Below are 20,612 nucleotides of genomic sequence, written 5' to 3'. Positions count from 1 at the left end.
CGGTTTCCGTTACCGAATAAGAACAAGGTTGGAGAGGCTGGGGCATGGGTAATCGCGATCGTATCGCGCAGGCGTTCGTCACCGCGCGGCGGCAGGCGGCGGGGTTGTCGCCCTATCCCGGCGACGCGCCGACGACGCTGGCCGAGGCCTATGCCATTCAGGACCGGGCGATCGCGCTCGACGGCCGACAGGTGGTCGGGTGGAAGGTCGGACGGATCAACGCACCGCTCGACGGACAATTGGGCGCCAACCGGCTGGCCGGGCCGATCTTCGCCGATCAGGTCGTCGGCGGCGAGGTGCAGGACATGGGCGTGATCGCCGATGGCTTTGCCGCCGCCGAAGCCGAATATTGCGTGCGGATCGGCCGCAGCCCCGCGCCGGGGCGGACCGGCCTGTCGCTGGGCAAGGCACTGGAACTGGTCGATGCGGTGCATGTCGGGATCGAGATCGCCAGTTCGCCCTATGCCGGGATCAACGTCGACGGGCCGCTGGTCACGATCAGCGATTACGGTAACAATTTCGGGCTGTTGATCGGCGCGGAAGTGCCCGGTTGGCGCGACCTGTCGTTCATCGACTGGCCGGTGGAATCGCGGATCGACGGCGTGGTCGTCGGGCAGGCGTCGGCGCGGACGATGCTCGACGGGCCGATCGGCGCGGTGGCGTTTCTGGTCGACTGCCTTGCCGCGCGCGGCATCGTGCTGGCGCCGGGGACATGGGTTTCGTCGGGGGCGGTGACCGGCGTACACCAGGTTGCGCCGGGGCAGCGGTTCGAGGCGGATTTCGATGCGATGCGGGTAGCTTGCGGGATCGTGGCGGCGGGCGGTTCCACGCCGACCGTTGGTACCCCCGCGCAGGCGGGAGGCCAGGGTTGATGATAAACTACGCCTGAACTGCTGGGCCCTGGGCCCCCGCCTGCGCGGGGGCACGGATCGCAGTTGCTTAAGGGTAAGGATACTTCCGTCACCCGCTCGAAAAAACATGCCGCGGCATGGGTGGCACTGAAAACAACGCGGAATCGGCCCGGCAAGAATGGTCGATCCACAGAGGATGCAAGTGGAGGCGTGAATGGCGGGACAAGCGGACGGCATCGAACGCGCGGTACACCGCGCCGGGCGGTATCGCTGGGGCATTGTGGGGCTGTTGTTCATGGCAACGGTCATTAATTACGTCGACCGGCAGATGATCGGCGTGCTGAAACCCACGCTTTCCCAAGACCTTGGCTGGACCGAAACCGACTTCGCCAACGTCATCTTCTTTTTCCAAATGGCGTATGCGATCGGTTACATCGGCTTTGGACGCATCGTCGACGTGATCGGCGCGCGCATGGGCTATGCCGTCGCGTTCGTCATCTGGCAGGTCGCGCATATCGCCCATGGCGGCGCGTATAGCGTGACGCAGTTCGCGATGGCGCGGTTCGGCCTCGGCATCGGCGAGGCAGGGAATTTCCCGGCGGGGATCAAGGCGGTGACCGAATGGTTTCCGGCCAAGGAACGGGCGTTTGCGATCGGCGTGTTCAACGCCGGGGCCAATGTCGGCGCGATCATCACGCCGCTGGCCGTGCCGCTGCTGACCGTCGCCTATGGCTGGCGCATGGCGTTCGTGGTGACCGGGGTGGTCAGCCTGGTATGGCTGGTCGCGTGGCTCGTCTTCTACCGATCGCCGCGCGAGCACCGGAAGCTGTCGTCGGGCGAACTGGCGTGGATCGAACAGGACCCGGCCGACCCGGTGCAGGCGCTGCCGTGGCGGCGGCTGATCACCAAGCGCGAGACCTGGGCCTATGCGCTCGGCAAATTCTGCATCGATCCGATCTGGTGGTTCTTCCTGTTCTGGCTGCCGGGCTATCTGGGCGATCGCTACGACCTCGACCTGTTGAGCTTCGGGCCGCCGCTGGTCGCGATCTATCTGTTGTCCGATCTGGGCAGCGTCGCGGGCGGGTGGATGTCGTCGCGGCTGATCGCGGGCGGGCGCAGCGTCAATTTCGCGCGCAAGGCGACGATGCTGGTCTGCGCCATCGCGGTGCTGCCGGTGTTCTTCGCCCAGTCGATCGACAATCTGTGGGTCGCCGTGCTGGTGATCGGCATCGCGACCGCGGCGCATCAGGCGTTCTCGGCGAACCTTTATACGCTGCCGTCGGACCTGTTTCCGCGGGCGGCGGTCGGGTCGGTCGTCGGCATCGGCGGCACGGTCGGCGCGGTCGGGGGCATGTTGATGGCGAAGTATGCCGGGTACGTGCTGGACGGCATCGGCAGCTATGCGCCGTTGTTCTTCGTCGCCGGGTCGGCGTATTTCGTGGCGCTGGCGCTGGTGCATGTGTTGTCGCCGCGGTTGGCGCGGGTGGAGGGGGCGTGACGAGTCCCATCCGTTCGTCCTGAGTAGCCGCTGAGCGAGTCGCAGTGGCGTACCGAAGGACCGGTTGTGACTGGTGCTTCGATACGGGCCTTCGACTTCGCTCAATCTCAACTCGGTACGAACGGTTGGGGGTGGGGCTCAACCCCTAACCGTTTGGTTCGAGCAGCTTCGAGCTTGTCGAGAAGCGATAGTCGAGAACGTCCCGTTTGGGGCAGCCCGTTCTCGACGGACGCTTCTCGACAAGCTCGAAGCTGCTCGAACCCAACGGATTCATTGGGGGGCGGCCAACCCCATTACCACCGCCCATTCCGCATCGCTGACCGGCGATACCGACAGCCGCGACTGGCGCAGCATCGCCATGTCGTTCAGCGCCCCTTCCGCCTTCATCGCCGTCAGCGTGACCGGGCGGGGCAGGGGATGGTCGGGCTCGACCCGTACCGACACCCAGCCTTCGTCGCCGTCCGCCTGCGCCGTCCGGGCGATCCGCGCGACGCCGACCGCGGCCTTGTCCTTGCCCGAATGGTAGAACAACGCCCGGTCGCCGACCGCCATCGCGCGCAGATGCTTCGCGGCGGCATGGTTGCGCACCCCGTCCCATTCGGTCCCGCCATCCCGGACCAGATCGTCCCAGCCATAGCTGTCGGGTTCGGACTTCAACAGCCAGTGCGCCATGGTTAACCTCTTCATAAACGGCCGGTGAATACCCGGTTCCGCGTGCGTTCAGTCGCTTGCTGCTACCGAATCGATCATCGGCGCAGATGCGTCGACGTGACAAGACGGGACTTTGGGGGCGCGTTAGCCCCCATGTATGTCGAGGAGATTGGCATGAACACCTTGCTGACCAAGGCGGCCCTGGGGCTTTCGCTGGCCGCCACCGCGCTGACCGCCGCCGCCCCCGCCGACGCGCAATGGCGTCGCGGCTATGACCGGGGCTGGGACCGTGGGTACGACCGGGGCTGGGACCGCGGCTGGAACCGCAACCGCGGCAATGGCGGCACCGCCGTCGTCGCCGGGATCGCCGGCCTCGCCATCGGCGCGGCACTGGCATCGAGCGCGAACGACCGCCGCTTCCGCGATCGCTATTATCGCGATCGGGGCTTTGCCTATAATTACGACGACCGCTTCTATCGCCAGCGCGGCTTTTATCCGAACGACGGCTATTACGCCCATCGCTACAACAACTACCAGCGGTGCTGGATCGAGCGGCGCTACGATCCCTATTACGATCAGAACGTCCGCGTCCGCGTATGTAACTGATCGTTGAAAGACGGTGCCGGCCCGCTCGCCCACCCGGCCACCCAGTCAGGATACGCTGTGGGTGGCCGGGTGGGGGAGCGGGCCGGCACCGCACGGCTAACGCGCGGGGGAGCATGTCCTCCGCCCTTTCCACTTGGCGGGTGCGGCGTTTTGCGGCATGGGCCGCGCCCATGACTGATACGCCCCCCGATCGCCTGTCGATCAATCCGCGCAGCCCGCATTTCGACCAGCCGACGCTGGAGCGCGGCATCGGCATCCGCTTCAAGGGTGCCGAGCGCACCGATGTCGAGGAATATTCGATGTCCGAAGGCTGGATCCGCGTCGGCCTCGGCAAGAAGGTCGACCGCAAGGGCCAGCCGCTGACGATCAAGCTGTCGGGGCCGGTGGAAGCGTATTTCCAGACGGCGGCCGAGGGTGATGAGGTGCCGGCGGACGAGGCGAAGGACGACGGGGCCGAGTAGTAAAGAACGTCGCCCCAGCGAAGGCTGGGGCTTCCTGCGGCGAGGAGCGCGCTCCATCGCTGGGAGACCCCAGCCTGCGCTGGGGTGACGTTTGTGGCGCGGATCGTGGAGGCTAGGCTTCCCTTTCCATCCGCGCTCCGACATGCTGCTCGCCACGCCGCGCGGCCAGCGTCACCTGCCGATGTCGTTCCGCCTTTGCTGCCAGCGTGGCCGCGTCGCGGGTGCCGGCACAGGCGGGGCATTGCACGCCGTCCTCGAAGGATGGCGAGGCGCGGTCTTCCGGGCTGACCGGCATCCGGCAGCCGCGGCACAGGGCGTGGGTGCCTTGGGCTAACCCGTGTCCCACAGCGACGCGTTCGTCGAAGACGAAGCATTCGCCTTCCCACGCGCTGGCCTCGGCCGGCACGTCTTCCAGATATTTCAGGATGCCGCCGTCGAGGTGATAGACCGCATCGACCCCTTCGCCTTTCAGGAAGGCAGTCGATTTTTCGCAGCGGATGCCGCCGGTGCAGAACATCGCGACCTTCGACTTGCCCGCCAGCAGCGTGGCGCGGTTCGCGCGGAACCAGTCGGGAAAGTCGCGGAAGCTGTCGGTGCCCGGATCGACCGCGCCGGCAAAGGTGCCGACCTTCACCTCATAGGCGTTGCGGGTGTCGATCACGACCGTCTCCGGATCGGCGATCAGCGCGTTCCAGTCGGCGGGCGCGACATAGGTGCCGACGATCCGGTTCGGATCGGTGCCGGGCACACCCATCGTCACGATCTCGCGCTTTACCCGCACCTTCAGCCGGTGGAACGGCATGGTTTCCGCCGCACTGAACTTCGGTGCCAGGTCAGAACAGCCGGGCAGGGCACGGATCGCGGCGAGCGCGGTGGCGATGCCGTCCGCGCTGCCGGCGATGGTACCGTTGATCCCCTCGGGCGCGATCAGTAGTGTCCCACGAATGCCGGCACCCGCCAGCACCGTTTCCAGTGCGTCGCGGGTGGTTTGCGGATCGGCAATCGAAACAAAGCGGTACAGCGCCGCAACATTAATCTCGGCCATCAGCCTCTGATCCACTCAGGCAGAAACGTCGCCCCAGCGCCAGCTGGGGCCTCAAGCGGCTCCTGTCCCGTGCTTTGACCGGGAGATCCCAGCCTGCGCTGGGATGACGTCTGGTTCAAACGGGGGAAGGCAGCCTCTAATGGACGAAGCGCGCCACCACGTCGCGGTAGGAGCGGCTGACCTTCACCTGCGATCCCGATTCGAGGATCAGGAAACATTCGCCATTGGTGTGCGGCTTCACCTGCTTGACGAGGTCGAGATTGACGATGGTCGAGCGATGCACGCGCTGGAAACGGCGCGGGTCGAGCCGCTTTTCGAGGTCCTTCATCGTCTCGCGCAGCACCAGCGAATTGTCACCGGTGTTGATGACCATGTAATCGCCCGCCGCTTCGATCATCTCGATCGTGTCGACGTCGACGCGGAAGATCTGGCCGCGATCCTTGATGTTGATGAGCTTTTCGAAACGGTTGGCGCCGACCGCGTCGTCGCCCTCCGCCTCCATCTCGGCCGCGGTGTCGGGCGCGACTTCGGCCAGCACTTCCTTCAGCTTCTCGACCTCGGCCTGGCCGCGCTTTTCGGTCAGGCGCTGGCGGACGCGGTCGAGCGTGTCGGCGAGGCGCGATTCCTCGACCGGCTTCATCAGGTAGTCGACCGCCTGCGCCTCGAACGCGCGGATCGCGTGGTCGCTGTACGCGGTGACGAACACCACCAGCGGCGGTTCGACTTCCATCAGCCCCTGCACGACCGAGAACCCGTCGAAACCGGGCATCTGGATGTCGAGAAAGACGAGGTCGGGCTTGTGGGTCTTGATCGCGCGGATCGCCTCGCGACCGTTCATGCACTTGTCGATGATCTCGACATCCTCATGCGCTGCCAAGCGTAGTTCGAGGCCCTGGATCGCCAACGATTCGTCGTCGACAAGGATGGTACGGATGGTCATGCAGCCTCTTTGGTAACGTCTTGCGTCTGGAACGGCAGTTCGATCTCGACCACGAATCCGCCCCCGCCTCCCGAACGGGTGTCGAACCGATGGTCGGGGCCATATGCCTGTGCCAGCCGGTCCCGGATATTCTGTATGCCGACACCGGTGGAGAGCGTCGGCCGCTTCGGCCCGTCGATCAAGCCGGGCCCGGTATCGGACACGGCGATCTGCACCCGATCCCCGGCCAGTCGAGCGGTGATCGCGATATCGGCCCCGTCCTCCTGCGGCGTGACCGCATATTTGATCGCGTTTTCGACCAGCGGTTGCAGCAGCAGCGAGGGCAGCCGCGCGTGCGCGACGCGGGCGTCGATATCGAAACTGGTGCGCAGACGATCTTCGAACCGCATCTTCTCGATATCGAGATACAGTTTCAGCGTTTCAACCTCCTGCTCCAGCGTGACGTGCGCGGTCGGTTCGTTGGCCAGCGTGTAGCGCAGGAACGACGATAGCCGGCTGAGCATCACATTCGCCTTTTCGGTCTGTTTGAGCAGCACCAGCGTCGAGATCGAATTGAGCGTGTTGAACAGGAAATGCGGGTTCAACTGATAGCGCAGCATGGCGAGCTGCGCCGACGACGCCTGCATCTCCAGCATCCGCATCTCGTCCACCTGCTGTTCGACCACCAGGTAGAAATTGATCCCGAAATACAGCGCCGACCAGCCGGTCAGGACGGTGAAGTTCAGGAACAACGTGCCCAGCACCAGCGACAGGCTGACATCGGGCGACACGTTACGGATGAAGGTGAAGACGAACGCGTCGATCAGCGAATAGGCGAAGGTCGCCGCCGACAGCGTGCACATCGTCAGGAAGATCGCCGGCACGCGCGGCAGCGAGCGATAATAGCCGTACAGCACGCTCATCAGCAGAGTCAGGCAATAGCCGACGATCACCTCGACGATATTGCCCAGCACGTTCTTCAGTGACGCGGCGCTGGCCACGGTCGAGACCGAGCGCAGCAGCAGATAACCGGTCCACCCGGCGGCCTGCAGCAGCCAGAAGGCGCGGTTCTTCTGTTCGAAGAACGGGCGCGAGAAAATGGCGGGCTTCGGCGTCATGTGCTCCGACATTGGGTAGCCCCGGCGGGGCGGTTGCTGAGACTGCTCTAGCGCAAACCGCGCCCAAACGAAAACCGCCGCCCCGTTGCCGGGACGGCGGTTCGCGTTCGAAGGGGCGGGTAAGGCTTAGAAGCCGAACTTGATCGACCCGATGATCGTGCGCGGATAGCCGACCGAGAAGTTCGGGTTGCCCGACAGCGCGTCGACTTGCGTGCTGATGTTGCCGAAATAGCGCTCGTCGAACAGGTTGCGGACGTTCAGGCCGAGGCTGGTCTTGGCGAGGCCGTACTGTTCGAGGCTGAAGCGCGCGTCGAGATCGACCAGCGTATAAGCGCCGACGACGACGTCGTTTACGTCGGTCGCGAAGCGTTCGTCGACCCATTTGCCCTGCACGCCGACATTGACCGGGCCGTAGTTGAATTCGGCGCGACCGCCGAACTGCCATTCGGGCATTTCCGGAACGGCCTTGCCCTTGGTCTGGGCGACCGAAGTACCGGCGGTCTGGACGTTCGAGAGCAGTTCGGTGTGAGTGTACGACGCGATCGCGGTCAGGCCGAGCCAGGTGGTCGGACGGACGGTGACGGTGCCGTCGAAGCCATAGCTGTCCACCGCACCGATGTTGCGGTCGAACGAGATGCCCTGATCGAAGTCGAACGACGACACGATGCGGTTCTTGTACTTGATGTACCAGCCGGTCAGCTGCGACTGCACGCGCGCGGTGTTGTAGCGCAGGCCGAGATCGAACGAGTCGGTCTTTTCCGGCTGCACGCCGATGAACGGCGCACGATACAGGTTGTCGGTGCGCGGTGCCGAGAAGCCCTTGGCATAGCTGCCGAACATGCTGATGTTGGTGTCGACGAAGTTGTACGTGAAGCCGGCGTTCGGCAGGATCGCGTCATACTTGTAGGTCGTCGCGAACGGCGCATAATAGGGCGTGACGCCGGTCGTCGGCACGACTGCGTTCGGCGCGATGATGCGCAGCGAGGTCAGCGGCTCGCTGGTGCAATAGGCGAAGCCCGAACCGCGTGCCTCGATCGGGCAGTTGGTCTGCAGATCGCGCTTGAAGAACGGTGCGCGCAGACCGACCTGCAGCGTGAAGGCCCGGTCGAAGAAGCGACCGATATATTCACCCGAGATCTGGTTCAGCAGCGCGGTCGATTCACGGTCGCGCTGGCTGATGGTGAAGCCATCGGCGGTCAGCACCGGACGACCGTTGCGACCCGAGAAGATGTCCTCGGGCATGCCGTTCGAGAACAGGTAACCCCATTCGCCGGTCTGTCGATGGTTGGCATTATCGTAGGTGTACGCGACGCGGACGCGCTGGTCCTCTGTGATGTCGTAGCGCAGCGATGCGATGCCGGTGTAGCGGTTGGTGTTGGTGATGTTCGGCGAGAAAAAGCGAACGGTGTCGAGCGTGTCGCCGTCGCCGTTGTAATCGACACCCGTCGACGTGGTGGCGCTGCCGCGCGAACGTGGCGAGTTTTCGGCCAGCGTCGAGGTGCCGCCGCCGTGCGCCAGCGTGTACTGGTACGAACCGTCGAGCGTCAGCGTCAGCTTGTCCGACAGCGTAAAGCGCGAGTTCGCGCGGATGTTGCCGGTGTTCGACGGATTCACGCGAATGCCGTAGTAGTTCGAACAGTTGGCGGCAGCGCCCTGCGTCTCGTTCTGCGCGGTGCCGCGGACCGGGGTCGGGCGGTTGCAGAATTCTTCGTTCTCGAAGCCGTTGACCCTATCGAACTGCTGTTCGTTCAGGTCGATGCGGATCGGGTTGGCGGGCGACGCATTGGCGTTCGTCGGGATCACGCCGGTGCCGAGCAGGGTGCGCATGTCACCCACCGAAACCGCGCGGTAGAAGTTGTTGCGGTTCTCGTTGTAATGGCCCGACACGCGGATGAAGTCGCCATTGTCGCCCAGCGGCTGGTAGATGCCGGCGTTGAACTGCTGTTTGCGGATGCCGCCCGGACCACGGAACTTGTCGTTCGACGCCTTCGACGCCGACAGGAAGGCGCGGGTGCCGAACGAGGTCAGGTTGCCGGTTTCGATCAGGCCGAACACGCGGTGGAAATCGAAATCGCCGTACGAAGCGACCATCGTCGCCGACAGCGTTTCCGACGGAATCAGCGTGCGATAGTTGATCGTGCCGCCGGCCGCCGATGCGGTCGGGCTGTCGATGTCGGTCGCGCCGAGGTTGACGTTGATCTCGTCGACCAGTTCGGGGTCGAGCTGCTGGTTCGAATAGATCGCGTAGTTGCCCGAATCGTTCAGCGGGAAACCGTCGAAGGTCAGCGAGACGCGGTTGCCGTCGAAGCCGCGGATACGGATGTTGCCGCCCGACGAACCGAACGGATCACTCTGGGTGAAGTTGACGCCGGGGACGATGTTTAGCGCGTCGAGGACCGTGTTACCCGGTGCCTGCTTTGCGATGAATTCCTGATCCAGCACGACGCGCGCCTTGGGGCCGTCGGGAATCTTGATGCCATCGACGCCGTTGTCGGCGCGGCTGCCGGTGACGACGATCTCTTCCGACTCGAAATCGGTCGAACCGGTGGACTGCGCAAAGGCCGAAGCAGGGAGGAAGAGCGCGGCAAAGGCCACGCCGGCATACAGCTTTGTGTTCATAAATCCCCTTTGAATCGCAATGCTTTCTGGCGCGACTCGTACGCTGGTTCAGGCGGTGCCGTTCACCGTCCTGGCGCCAATGGACGCGCCATATTTCTATTTTGCGACAATCGAAAGCGGGGAACTCAGTCTATTGTGACGCGTTGCAAAAACGTCACGTTGTTGCCGCGGATACGATTTCCGCCCAGGCCGCTTCGTCGATCACGCGGATGCCTAATTCCTCCGCTTTCGCCCGTTTCGAACCGGCATCGGCACCGACCACCACCAGATCGGTCTTCTTCGACACCGACCCCGCGACGCGGGCGCCGAGCGCGTCGGCTTGCGCCTTCGCCTCGTCACGGCTGAGCGTTTCGAGCCTGCCGGTGAAGACGACGGTCTTGCCGGTCAACTCGCTTTGCGTTGCAGCATGGACGACGTCCTCCGGCCGAACCTCCCGCAGCAGGTCGGCGACGACGTCGCGATTATGCTGTTCGGCGAAGAAGGCGAGTAGCGCGTCGGCGACCTCGGGGCCGATCCCGGCCGTCTCGACCGCGGCGACCAGCGCGCGGCCGCGGCGCAGGACGAACTTGCGCTCATTCTCGCCGATCGCGGGCAGCGTGGTGCGGCGGACATGGAGCGCGCGGCGGATCATCGCGGCGAAGTCCTTCGCCGACGTCCAGCGGCGGGCAAGGTCGCGCGCGGTCACTTCGCCGACATGGCGGATGCCGAGCGCGAAGAGGAAGCGGTCGAGCCCGATGCTGCGCCGCGCGTCGATCGCGTCGATCAGCTTGCCGACGACAAGGTCGGACATGCGCTCGCGCTGGACCAGCGCGTCGCGGTGGGTGTGCAGGCGAAAGATATCGGCGGGCGAGGTGATCAGCCCGTCGCGGAAGAAATCCTCGACCCGGACCAGCCCCAGCCCGGCAATATCGAATGCATGGCGCGAGACGAAATGGATCAGCCGTTCGACCCGCTGCGCCGGGCACACGAGCCCGCCGGTGCAGCGCACGACGACCTCGCCCTCGCCGCGTTCGGCAAGCGAACCGCATTCGGGACATTCGGTCGGGAACGCCCAAGGGTCGCGGGGCTCGTCGCGGGTGAGGTTGTCGACGATCTGCGGGATGACGTCGCCGGCGCGCTGCACGACGACGCGGTCGCCGGGGCGGACGCCCAGCCGCTCGATCTCGTCGGCATTGTGCAGCGTCGCGTTGGTGACGACGACGCCGCCGACCGTCACCGGCTCCAGCCGGGCGACGGGTGTCAGCGCGCCGGTGCGGCCGACCTGGATGTCGATCGCCTTCAGTGTGGTCTGCGCGCGTTCGGCGGGGAATTTATGCGCGATCGCCCAGCGCGGGGCACGGCCGACAAAGCCCAGCCGCTCCTGCCAGTCGAGCCGGTCGAGCTTATAGACCACGCCGTCGATATCATAGGGCAGGTCGGCGCGGGTGGCCTCGATCGAGCGGTAGACGGCGAGCGCTTGGCCGGCGCCGTCGCAGCGCTGGAACGCGTCGGCGATCGGGAAGCCCCAGGCCCTGAGCGCGGCGACGACCCCGGTCTGGGTGTCGGCGGGCAGCGCCGCGACCTCGCCCCAGCCGTGCGCAAGGAATTTCAGCGGCCGCGACGCGGTGACGGCGGCGTCCTTTTGCCGCAGCGATCCCGCGGCGGCGTTGCGCGGGTTGGCGAACTGGCGCGCCTTGGCCGGATCGGCGGCGTCGGCGAGCAGCCGGGCGTTGAGGCCGGCGAAGTCGTCCTTCGCCATATACACTTCCCCGCGGACCTCGAATATGTCGGGCGCGGTGGCGGGCAGCGTCTGGGGAATGTCGGCGATCGTAGCGACATTGGCGGTGACGTCCTCGCCCACCGCGCCATCGCCGCGGGTCAGCGCGCGGACCAGCGTGCGGCCTTCGTAACGCAGCGAACAGGACAGGCCGTCGATCTTCGGCTCGGCGGTCAGCGCGACGGCGGCATCGTCGGACAGGCGCAGGAACCGGCGCACGCTGGCGACGAATTCGGCCACATCGTCATCGGCGAAGGCGTTGTTGAGGCTGAGCATCGGCCGCGCATGGGCGACCTTCGCCAGATGCCCCGCCGGCGTGGTGCCGACCCGCAGCGAGGGCGAATCGGTGCGCACCAGTGCGGGGAACGCCGCCTCGATCGCGCGGTTGCGGCGGACCAGCGCGTCATAGTCCGCATCGGTCATCACCGGTGCGTCCTCGCCATGATAGGCGGCATCGGCCAGCGCGATCCGGTCGGCCAGATCGGCCAGTTCGGCGGCGGCCTCGGCTTGCGATGCGGGGAGGGGGGGCGTGGTCATGCCCGACCGCTATCGGCGTGCGGGCGGGCGATCAAGGGGGCGGGTGGTGTGGGACTTTCCGCTTTCCTTTGTCCTGCTGTCCTTTCCCTGCTGTCCCTCGGCCCCCCTCCCTATCCGTTTGCTTCGAGCGCAGGTTCGAGCTTGTCGAGAACCGTAGTCGAGAAGGGGCTGCCCCAAACTACGCGTTCTCGACGGACGCTTCTCGACAAGCTCGAAGCTGCTCGAACCGAACGGGAAGGGGGGCAGGGGGCGGAGAGGTAGGGCTATCAGCGTGCGAACCCCGCAGCCGGCCCGTCACGCCTCGCGTCGCCGGATCGTCATGCGGCGCTCGACGGTGATCGGGTGGTCGAAATGCAGCCCCGCGCGGCTGTCCTCCGCCCAGCGCAGCGTCGCCGCGGTCCAGTGGCCGCCGCCGGTGTCGATGCGGACGGTCGACCCGATCGCGCCGTCGTCGAAATCGACGAGGTCGATCAACGCACCGGTGCTCGACAGGTCGCGGATGCGGGCGGAGCGGCGGACCCCGTCCACCTCGATCGTGGTCGATCGCAGCATCCGCGTGCGCGGCGCGCGCTCGACCTTTGGCCCCTGCGGCGTCAGCGCACCGCCTTCGTCGATCAGCCGCCGCGCCGCCTCCGCTCCCCCGACCGGTGCGCCGTACACGAACCCCTGCACGTCGGTGCAGCCAAGGTCGCGCAGCGCGGCCAGTTCGTCGTGATATTCGATGCCCTTCGCGGTGGTGTCGATGCCGAGCATGTCGGCCATGGTCGCGATCGCGCGGACGACGGCGGCGTTGCGCCCCTCGGGATCGCCGACCCCGCGCACGAACGACGCGTCGATCTTGATCCGGTCGAACGGCAACCGGCGCAGGCACGCCATCGACGCCTGTCCCGCCCCGAAATCGTTGAGCGCGAGGCGGACGCCGATCCCGTGCAACGCAGCGAAGACGGTGATCGCGGCACGCATGTCGCGCAGCACGCTGGCTTCCTCGATATCCAGCTCCAGCCGTTCGGGCGCGAGCCCCGACCGGGCGATGGCGTTGGCGATGATCGCGGGCAGCGCCGGATTGGCGAACTGCGCACCGGCCAGATTGACCGACAGCCGCGTATCGCCCGGCCATGCCGCCGCGTCGTGACACGCGGTGCGCAACACCCATTCGCCGATCGGCTCGATCAGCTTGGATTCTTCCGCGACGCTCAGGAACTCGCTGGGGACCAGCAGCCCGCGGGTGGGGTGTTCCCAGCGCAACAGCGCCTCGAACCCGCTGATCCGCCCGCCGTCGAGCGAGACGACCGGCTGATAGACGATGCGCAGCTGGTCGAGCGAGAGGGCGAGGCGCAGGTCCCCCTCCATCTGCTGCCGCGTCCGCGCGCCGTCGAGCATCGCGTCGTTGAAGAAACGGGCGACGCCGCGCCCGGCATCCTTGGCGGCATAGAGCGCGAGGTCGGCATTGGCGACCAGCACGTCGGGGGTGGCACCATGATCGGGCGACACGGCGATCCCGATCGAACAGCCGATCGATGCCGAGGTACCGTTCAGGAAATAGGGTTGCGACAGGCTGGCGATGATCGCCTGTGCTAGCGACGCCATTTCCGCGCGGTTGCCGATGCGCGGCAGGATCACCTGGAACTCGTCGCCGCCCAGCCGCCCGACCAGACCGGCATCGGCGACGACGCGCAGCAGCCGCTGCGCGACCTGCTTGAGCAACGCGTCGCCCACCGGGTGACCCATCGTGTCGTTGACCGCCTTGAACCGGTCGAGGTCGAGCAGGAACAGCGCGGTACCGTCATAGCCCGGCTGCGCCAGCGTCTGTTCCAGCGACATGCGCATCCGCTGGCGATTGGCGAGGCCGGTCAGGCTGTCGAACAGCGCGAGGCGGGTGATCGCCGCATCCGATTGCCGTACCGCCGCCATGTCGGTGCCGGTGCCGACGAATCCCTCGAACCGGCCGTAAGGGTCGGTGAACGGGCTGCCCGATACGGTCCAGCTGCGTTCGCTCGACCCCGGCGCGGCGGGGGTGACGGCATAGTCGGTGAAGGCGGTGCGGGCCGACAGGTGAAAGGCGATGGTCCGCTCGGCATCGTCGAGCCCGGAGTCGCTGCCGGCGATTCGCAGCATGTCGATCAGCGGCGCGCCGATCGGGTCGATGCCGGCGGCAACGAACACCGCGACGATCTTGTCGCTCAGATAGGTCAGCCGCCCGTTGCGATCGGTCTGCCAGAACCAGTTGGGGCCGTGGTTTTCCGCTTCGCGCAGCAGGCGCCCGGCACGGTCGGCGGGCACGCGATCGCCATCGTCGGGCCGCTGGACCCACGATCGCAACGCCGCCTTCAACCCACCGTTCGTCAATGCGCTTCCTTTCGAGTTCGGCGCCGATGCTAACGCGGCATCGTGAACGAATTCTTTGCAACCGGTCGCTTCGACCCTGTAGGGCAAGAAGAAATTTCGACCGATATGGATGTACCGCGATGACCGTCACCATCACCGAAGCCGATCTGATCGACAGCGTCGCCGACGCGCTGCAGTTCATCAGCTATTACCACCCGATGGATTATATCCGCGCGTTGGGCGAGGCCTATGCCGCCGAAACGAGCCCGGCCGCCAAGGACGCGATCGCGCAGATCCTGACCAACAGCCGGATGTGTGCGGAGGGGCATCGCCCGATCTGTCAGGATACCGGCATCGTCACCGTGTTCGTGAAATGGGGGCAGAATTGCCGCCTCGACAGCGAGCGGTCGTTGCAGGAGGTCGTCGACGAAGGCGTGCGACGCGCCTACCTGCACCCCGAAAACAAGCTGCGTGCCTCGATCCTCGCCGACCCGGCGTTCACCCGGCGCAATACCAAGGACAATACGCCGTCGGTGCTGCACGTCGAAATGGTGCCGGGCGACAAGGTCCATGTCGATGTCGCGGCCAAGGGCGGCGGGTCGGAGAACAAGTCGAAGTTCAAGATGATGAACCCCAGCGATTCGATCGTCGACTGGGTGCTGGAGATGATCCCGCAAATGGGCGCCGGCTGGTGCCCGCCGGGCATGATCGGCATCGGCATCGGCGGTACGGCGGAAAAGGCGATGCTGCTCGCCAAGGAATCGCTGATGGCGCCGATCGACATGGGCCAGCTGAAGGCGCGCGGGCCGCAGACCGACGTCGAGGCGCTACGCATCGAGCTGATGGACAAGGTCAATGCGCTCGGCATCGGTGCGCAGGGGCTGGGCGGATTGTCGACGGTGCTCGACGTCAAGATTCTTGATTGGCCGACCCATGCCGCGTCGAAGCCGGTGGCGATGATCCCGAACTGCGCCGCGACCCGCCATGCGCATTTCACGCTGGACGGCAGCGGCCCGGCCTATCTGGAGCAGCCGAACCTCGCCGACTGGCCGGACGTCAACTGGACGCCGGACAAGGCGGCGATCCGCGTCGACCTCGACACGCTGACCCCCGAAGTCGTCGCGACGTGGAAGCATGGTGACCGGCTGCTGCTTACGGGTAAGATGCTGACCGGCCGCGACGCCGCGCACAAGCGGATCGCCGACATGCTGGCCAAGGGCGAGGAACTGCCCGTCGATTTCCGCGGGCGCGTGATCTATTATGTCGGGCCGGTCGATCCGGTCGGTGAAGAGGTCGTCGGCCCCGCCGGCCCCACCACCGCGACCCGCATGGACAAGTTCACCCGCATGATGCTCGACCAGGGGCTGCTGGCGATGGTCGGCAAGGCCGAGCGCGGCGCGGACGCGACCAAGGCGATCGCTGAGCGGAAATCGGCGTATCTGATGGCGGTCGGCGGTGCGGCGTACCTCGTCGCGCGGGCGATCAAGGGGTCGAAGGTCGTCGGCTTCGAAGACCTCGGCATGGAAGCGATCTACGAGTTCGAGGTGCAGGACTTCCCGGTCACCGTCGCGGTGGATAGCGAAGGGCAGAACGTCCACCACCTCGCCCCGCTGGTATGGCGGGAGAAGATCGCCAAGGAGCGGTTGCTCGAGGGCGTTTGAGCGCGGCGTGAGGGGGCGGGGTGGCCGCCTGTCGACCCCCTCCCGTCATTCCCGCGAAGGTGGGAATCCATATACGCCGACGTTTCGGTCCGATCCGCGAGCGTTGCGTGTATGGGTTCCCGCCTGCGCGGGAACGACGATGGGAGAGGGCGGTGACCTTTCCCACCCACTTGGTCATCCCGGCGAAGGCTGGGGTCCACCGGGCGGCATACCCGATGGCTTCGGCGCTTGCGGAACCATGGATCGCGGCCTGCGCCGGGATGACGAGGGGGGCGGGACGCCACGCATCCCAACTACGTCACCCCAGCGAAGGCTGGGGTCTCCCGGTTACGGGCGGGACAGGAGCCGCGAAAGACCCCAGCCTTCGCTGGGGTGACGTTGGTGGTGAGGGGCACGGCTTCCTCTTCATCGTCACCCCGGACTTGATCCGGGGTCCCGCTTCTTCTTCTGGCGGCGGGTAGAAGCGGGACCCCGGGTCAAGCCCGGGGTGACGAAAGTGTGAAGCTATTGTCCTTCCGCCGTCAGCGCGTCGATGAACCGCTTGCGCCACCAGATCACATCTTCCTCGACGACATTGTCGATCATCGCCTGCCACCGGTCGATACGTTCGGCGCGTGGCATGCGCAGTGCCTTGTCGATGCCGTCGGCGATATCCTCGGCGCTATAGGGGTTGATCATCAGCGCGCCGACCGACAGCTGCTGTGCGGCGCCAGCGAAGCGCGACAGGATCAGCACGCCGGGATCGCGCGGGTCCTGCGCCGCGACATATTCCTTCGCGACCAGGTTCATCCCGTCGCGCAAGGGAGTCACCAATCCGATCCGCGCCGCGCGATAAATGCCGGCCAGCACCTCGCGCGGATAGCCCTTGTTCACGTAGCGGATCGGCACCCAGTCGGTATCGGCATAGGCGCCGTTGATCCGCCCCGACATCTGTTCCAGCGTGTTGCGGATGTCGCGGTACGTCTGCACCGCGGTGCGCGACGGCGGCGCGATCTGCAGCAGATATACCAGCGCCCGCCGGTCGGGATGGTTCTGCAGAAAGCGTTCGTAGCCGGAGAAACGCTCGGGCAGCCCCTTCGAATAATCCAGCCGGTCGACGCCGACGATCAGGCTGCGCCCGACCGCGCTTTCGAGCTGGTTGAGCTGCGCCGCCTTGGCCACCGGGCCGTTGGCGCCGGCGATGAAGTCCTTCGCCTCGATCCCGATCGGGCAGCTGATCGCGCAGATGGTGCGCCCGCCGACCGTGACCTGATTGCCCTCGATCGTGCCGCCCATTTCCTCGCGGACATAGTTGAAGAAGCTGTCGAGCCATTCCTCGTTCTGGAACCCGACCACGTCATAGGCGAACAGCGCCTCGACCATCCGGCGATGGTCGGGCAGCGCGGTCAGCAACCGGCGCGGCGGCCACGGAATGTGCAGGAAGAACCCGATGCGGTTGGTCACGCCCTGCTGACGCAGCACCCAGCCCAGCGGGATCATGTGATAGTCATGGACCCAGACCAGATCGTCGGGCTGGATATGCGGACCGATGCGTTCGCCGAACACGCGGTTGACGCGTTCGTACCCGCCCTGAAAATCGCGTTCGAACTCGGTCAGGTCCAGCCGGTAGTGGAACAGCGGCCACAGCGTGCGATTGGCGTAGCCGTCATAATATTCCTCGACGTCCTGCTCGCTCAAATCCATCACGGCGCTGGTGACGCCGCCATAGGTCTGGAAGCGCAGCTCGCGATTGTCGCTGGTGTCCCCCGACCAGCCGAACCAGATACCGTCCTCTTCGGCCAGCGCGGCGTTCAGCGCGACGGCAAGGCCGCCCTGCGCGCCGCCGCCGGTGCCCGGCTGCGGGGCCTGCACCCGGTTCGAGATGACGATCAAGCGACTCATCTGACGACATTCCATGACTTGCTCAACAGGACGGCGGAATTGATCATGCCGACCAGCGAGTAGGTTTGCGGGTAATTACCCCAGAGTTCCCCGGTTTCGGGGTCGATATCCTCCGACAGCAGCCCGGCGGGCGTGCAGCGTGACAGCATCTCTTCCAGCAATTCGCGCGCATCGTCGTCGCGGCCGGTCGCGTGCAGCGCCTCGATCAGCCAGAAGGTGCAGACGTTGAACGCGGTGTGCGGCAGGCCGAAATCGTCCTCGATCGCATAGCGCAGCATATGGCTGCCGCGCCGCAGCCCCTTTTCCACCGCCTCCAGCGTGCCGAGGAAGCGCGGGTCGCTGGGTTCGAGGAAGCGCAGGTCGAGCAGCTGGATGATACTGGCGTCGAGATCGTCGCCGCCGAAGGTCGCCGACATGCGGTTCGTTTCCGGCCGCCATGCCTCGCGCTCGATCTTGGTGCGCATCGCGGTCGCCCGGTCGCGCCAGAACATCTCACGTTCGGCAAGGCCCAGCGTGCCCGCGACATTGGCCAGCCGGTCGCACGCGGCCCAGCACATCGCCGCGCTGTACGTATGGACGTGGCTCTTGGTGCGCAGCTCCCACAGGCCGGCATCGGGCTTGTCATACGCTTCCCATGCGCGTTCGCCGATCGGTTCCAGCGCCTCGAAATCGGCTTGCTTGCCGACGCGGAACAACCGCTGGTCGAAGAAGCCCTGCGCGTTCGACAGGATGATCTGGCCATAGGCGTCGTGCTGGATTTGCTCGTACGCCTGATTGCCGACGCGCACCGGCCCCATGCCGCGATAGCCGTCCAGCCCCTCGGCCTCGCGCTCGACCAGCGTCGCCTCGCCGCCGACACCGTAGAGCGGCTGGATTTGCCCGTCGGCGGCATTGTCGACGATGTTGCGGAGATATTCGAGATACCCCTCCAGCACGTCCAACGCGCCCAACCGGTTGAGCGCCTGCACCGTATAATAGGCGTCGCGAATCCAGCAGTAGCGATAGTCCCAGTTGCGCCCGCTATTGGCGTGCTCCGGGATCGAGGTGGTCAGCGCGGCGACGATCGCGCCGGTTTCCTCATGCTGGCACAGCTTCAGCGTGATCGCGCTGCGGATCACCGCCTGCTGCCATTCGACCGGCGTGGCGAGGCCGCGGACCCAGTGGCGCCATTCCTCGATCGTGTTCTTGAGCATCCGCTCGACCGAGGCGGGGAGTTCGTCGGCAAAACTTTCGTCCGGCCCGAGGAAGAAATGCAGCGTGCGCTCGACCCGGAACAGTCGCTCGTCCTCGATCCAGCCGACCGGCGCGCTGGTCGACAGGCGGATCGATTCCTGGTCGAGCAGGTAGCGGATATGGTTCGATCCGCGTGTCCGCTCGGCCCGTGCGCTGCCCCAGTCGACCGAGGGGCGCAGCCGCACGCGGATGCGGGGGCTGCCCGCGATCGGGCGCACGATGCGGCAGAAGGCGACCGGGCGATACATCCGATCGTGCCGCTTGAAGCGCGGGCAGAAGTCGACGACCTCGATCGCATTGCCCGCCGCGTCGGTATGGCGGGTCACCAGCACTGGCGTGTTGCGGATATAGGTCTGCTGCGTCTCGACACAGCCGTCGAGGTCGATCTCCCAGAACCCGAACGCCCCGTCCGACCCGCGACGCCGGTCGTCGAGCAGCGACGAGAATGCCGGATCGCCATCGACCCGCGGCAGGCAGCCCCACACGAAGCGCCCGTTGCGGTCGACCAACGCCGACACCTGGCAGTTGCCAATCGGCCAAAGATCCATCGTCGCGGTCATGCGTTGTTCTCCAGCCAGTCGAGAAAGGCGGCGACGTCATCCAGCCGGTAGGTCGCGGCGGTGTCGCGCATCGGTCCGATCAGGATGCCCGCCCCGCCATGATGCGCGGCGACCACCATGCCCGGTTCGTCGGTCAGGTCGTCGCCGACGAAGATCGGATCGTGCCCGGCAAAGGGGGCGCTTTCGCACAGCGTCGCGATCGCCGTGCCCTTGTCATGGCCGTCCATGCGCAATTCGATCATCATCTTGCCACCTTGCGAGGTCAGCCCGTCGCGCTGGGCAAAGGCATCGACCAGCGCATGCGCCTCCTGTTCGACTTCGGGTGCGCCGCGATAGTGGATCGCGACGCCCAATGTCTTGATCTCGATCACGATTCGCGGATCGTCGCCGAAGCGATCGGTAAAGGCACGCTCGGCAGCGGTCAGGCTGGCGGGCCGATCGGGCAGCAGCGTGGTGCCGCCGGCCGGCCGAATTTCGGCGCCGTGGCTGCCGACCACTGCGTAGGGCGCGATGGTCTGCCCGAGAAAGCCGTCGATCTGCTCGACCGACCGCCCGCTGACGATCGCGACCCGCCCGTCCAGCCGCTCGGCCAGCCGGGCGAGTAGCGCGCGCAGCGGCTCGCCGACCACGACCCCATCGGGGCGGTCCGCCAGTTCGACCAGCGTGCCGTCGAAATCGAGGAACAGGCCGGCATCGTCGAGCAGGCCGGCGGGCGGAGGAGGAAGGTCTTGGTGCGCCATCGGGTCGGTGAACGCGGCGCGCGACGGAATCGTTTCGCAGGTGCGGGGTATTTTGACCGGGCGGCGGCACTTGTGGCCCCGTTCCAAGGCGGGCCCTCTCCCCCGCGTCACCCCGGGCTCGACCCGGGGTCCCGCTTTCTGCCCATCGGTC

15 protein-coding genes are annotated in these 20,612 nt (G+C 66.1%); 5 read left to right on the top strand and 10 right to left on the bottom strand.

Going from position 1 to position 20,612, the window contains the following annotated elements:
- Nucleotides 1-44 precede the first annotated feature (44 nt).
- Nucleotides 45-872 (top strand): 2-keto-4-pentenoate hydratase, encoded by an 828-nt coding sequence (locus MF610_RS09115; protein WP_242195147.1) that lies wholly within the window; start codon nt 45-47, stop codon nt 870-872.
- 193 nt (nt 873-1,065) lie between these two features.
- Nucleotides 1,066-2,349: an MFS transporter gene (locus MF610_RS09110; protein WP_242195144.1), complete on the top strand. Its 1,284-nt coding sequence runs from the start codon at nt 1,066-1,068 to the stop codon at nt 2,347-2,349.
- A gap of 270 nt (nt 2,350-2,619) precedes the next feature.
- On the opposite strand, the gene MF610_RS09105 is transcribed toward MF610_RS09110, so the two are convergent.
- Nucleotides 2,620-3,021 (bottom strand): EVE domain-containing protein, encoded by a 402-nt coding sequence (locus tag MF610_RS09105; RefSeq protein WP_242195141.1) that lies wholly within the window; start codon nt 3,019-3,021, stop codon nt 2,620-2,622.
- Nucleotides 3,022-3,174: 153 nt separating this feature from the next.
- On the opposite strand from MF610_RS09105, the gene MF610_RS09100 reads away from it, so the two are divergent.
- Both MF610_RS09100 and MF610_RS09095 read left to right on the top strand, forming a co-directional pair.
- Nucleotides 3,175-3,606: a hypothetical protein gene (locus MF610_RS09100; protein WP_242195138.1), complete on the top strand. Its 432-nt coding sequence runs from the start codon at nt 3,175-3,177 to the stop codon at nt 3,604-3,606.
- A gap of 170 nt (nt 3,607-3,776) precedes the next feature.
- Complete coding sequence (locus MF610_RS09095) at nt 3,777-4,067, top strand: DUF3297 family protein (RefSeq protein ID WP_242195135.1); 291 nt, start codon at nt 3,777-3,779, stop codon at nt 4,065-4,067.
- Between the two features lie 112 nt (nt 4,068-4,179).
- Here the strand turns inward: MF610_RS09095 and trhO are convergent, their stop codons facing one another.
- The 6 genes from trhO to MF610_RS09065 form a co-directional block, all read right to left on the bottom strand.
- Nucleotides 4,180-5,112 carry an oxygen-dependent tRNA uridine(34) hydroxylase TrhO gene (gene trhO / locus MF610_RS09090; RefSeq protein ID WP_242195134.1) on the bottom strand — a complete coding sequence of 311 codons (933 nt, stop codon included), beginning with the start codon at nt 5,110-5,112 and terminating at the stop codon, nt 4,180-4,182.
- A gap of 136 nt (nt 5,113-5,248) precedes the next feature.
- Nucleotides 5,249-6,052, bottom strand: a complete 804-nt coding sequence (locus MF610_RS09085) for a LytR/AlgR family response regulator transcription factor (protein WP_242195131.1) — start codon at nt 6,050-6,052, stop codon at nt 5,249-5,251.
- The gene (locus MF610_RS09080) at nt 6,049-7,149 is read right to left on the bottom strand and encodes a sensor histidine kinase (protein ID WP_242195128.1); all 1,101 of its coding nucleotides are present in this window, start codon (nt 7,147-7,149) and stop codon (nt 6,049-6,051) included. Before MF610_RS09080 ends, MF610_RS09085 begins: the two co-directional genes overlap by 4 nt.
- Before the next feature lie 126 nt (nt 7,150-7,275).
- Nucleotides 7,276-9,768 carry a TonB-dependent receptor gene (locus tag MF610_RS09075; protein WP_242195125.1) on the bottom strand — a complete coding sequence of 831 codons (2,493 nt, stop codon included), beginning with the start codon at nt 9,766-9,768 and terminating at the stop codon, nt 7,276-7,278.
- A gap of 154 nt (nt 9,769-9,922) precedes the next feature.
- Nucleotides 9,923-12,061 carry an NAD-dependent DNA ligase LigA gene (ligA, locus tag MF610_RS09070; protein WP_242195122.1) on the bottom strand — a complete coding sequence of 713 codons (2,139 nt, stop codon included), beginning with the start codon at nt 12,059-12,061 and terminating at the stop codon, nt 9,923-9,925.
- Between the two features lie 294 nt (nt 12,062-12,355).
- Nucleotides 12,356-14,407 carry an EAL domain-containing protein gene (locus MF610_RS09065; RefSeq protein WP_242195120.1) on the bottom strand — a complete coding sequence of 684 codons (2,052 nt, stop codon included), beginning with the start codon at nt 14,405-14,407 and terminating at the stop codon, nt 12,356-12,358.
- A gap of 119 nt (nt 14,408-14,526) precedes the next feature.
- On the opposite strand from MF610_RS09065, the gene MF610_RS09060 reads away from it, so the two are divergent.
- Nucleotides 14,527-16,047 (top strand): fumarate hydratase, encoded by a 1,521-nt coding sequence (locus MF610_RS09060; RefSeq protein WP_242195117.1) that lies wholly within the window; start codon nt 14,527-14,529, stop codon nt 16,045-16,047.
- A gap of 504 nt (nt 16,048-16,551) precedes the next feature.
- Here MF610_RS09060 and MF610_RS09055 read toward each other — a convergent pair.
- Genes MF610_RS09055 through otsB form a run of 3 tightly spaced genes read right to left on the bottom strand, consistent with a single transcriptional unit; the run spans nt 16,552 to nt 20,461 of the window.
- Complete coding sequence (locus tag MF610_RS09055) at nt 16,552-17,928, bottom strand: alpha,alpha-trehalose-phosphate synthase (UDP-forming) (RefSeq protein ID WP_242195114.1); 1,377 nt, start codon at nt 17,926-17,928, stop codon at nt 16,552-16,554.
- The gene (locus MF610_RS09050; RefSeq protein ID WP_242195111.1) at nt 17,925-19,721 is read right to left on the bottom strand and encodes a glycoside hydrolase family 15 protein; all 1,797 of its coding nucleotides are present in this window, start codon (nt 19,719-19,721) and stop codon (nt 17,925-17,927) included. Before MF610_RS09050 ends, MF610_RS09055 begins: the two co-directional genes overlap by 4 nt.
- A complete protein-coding gene (gene otsB, locus MF610_RS09045) occupies nt 19,718-20,461 on the bottom strand; it encodes a trehalose-phosphatase (RefSeq protein WP_242195109.1) in 744 nt (247 codons plus the stop codon). The genes MF610_RS09050 and otsB overlap by 4 nt, the downstream gene beginning before the upstream one ends.
- Nucleotides 20,462-20,612: the final 151 nt, after the last annotated feature.

This window comes from Sphingomonas hankookensis, assembly GCF_022664465.1.
In the GTDB taxonomy this organism is placed as follows: Bacteria; Pseudomonadota; Alphaproteobacteria; order Sphingomonadales; family Sphingomonadaceae; genus Sphingomonas; species Sphingomonas hankookensis.
This window is presented reverse-complemented; position numbering and strand designations above follow the sequence as displayed.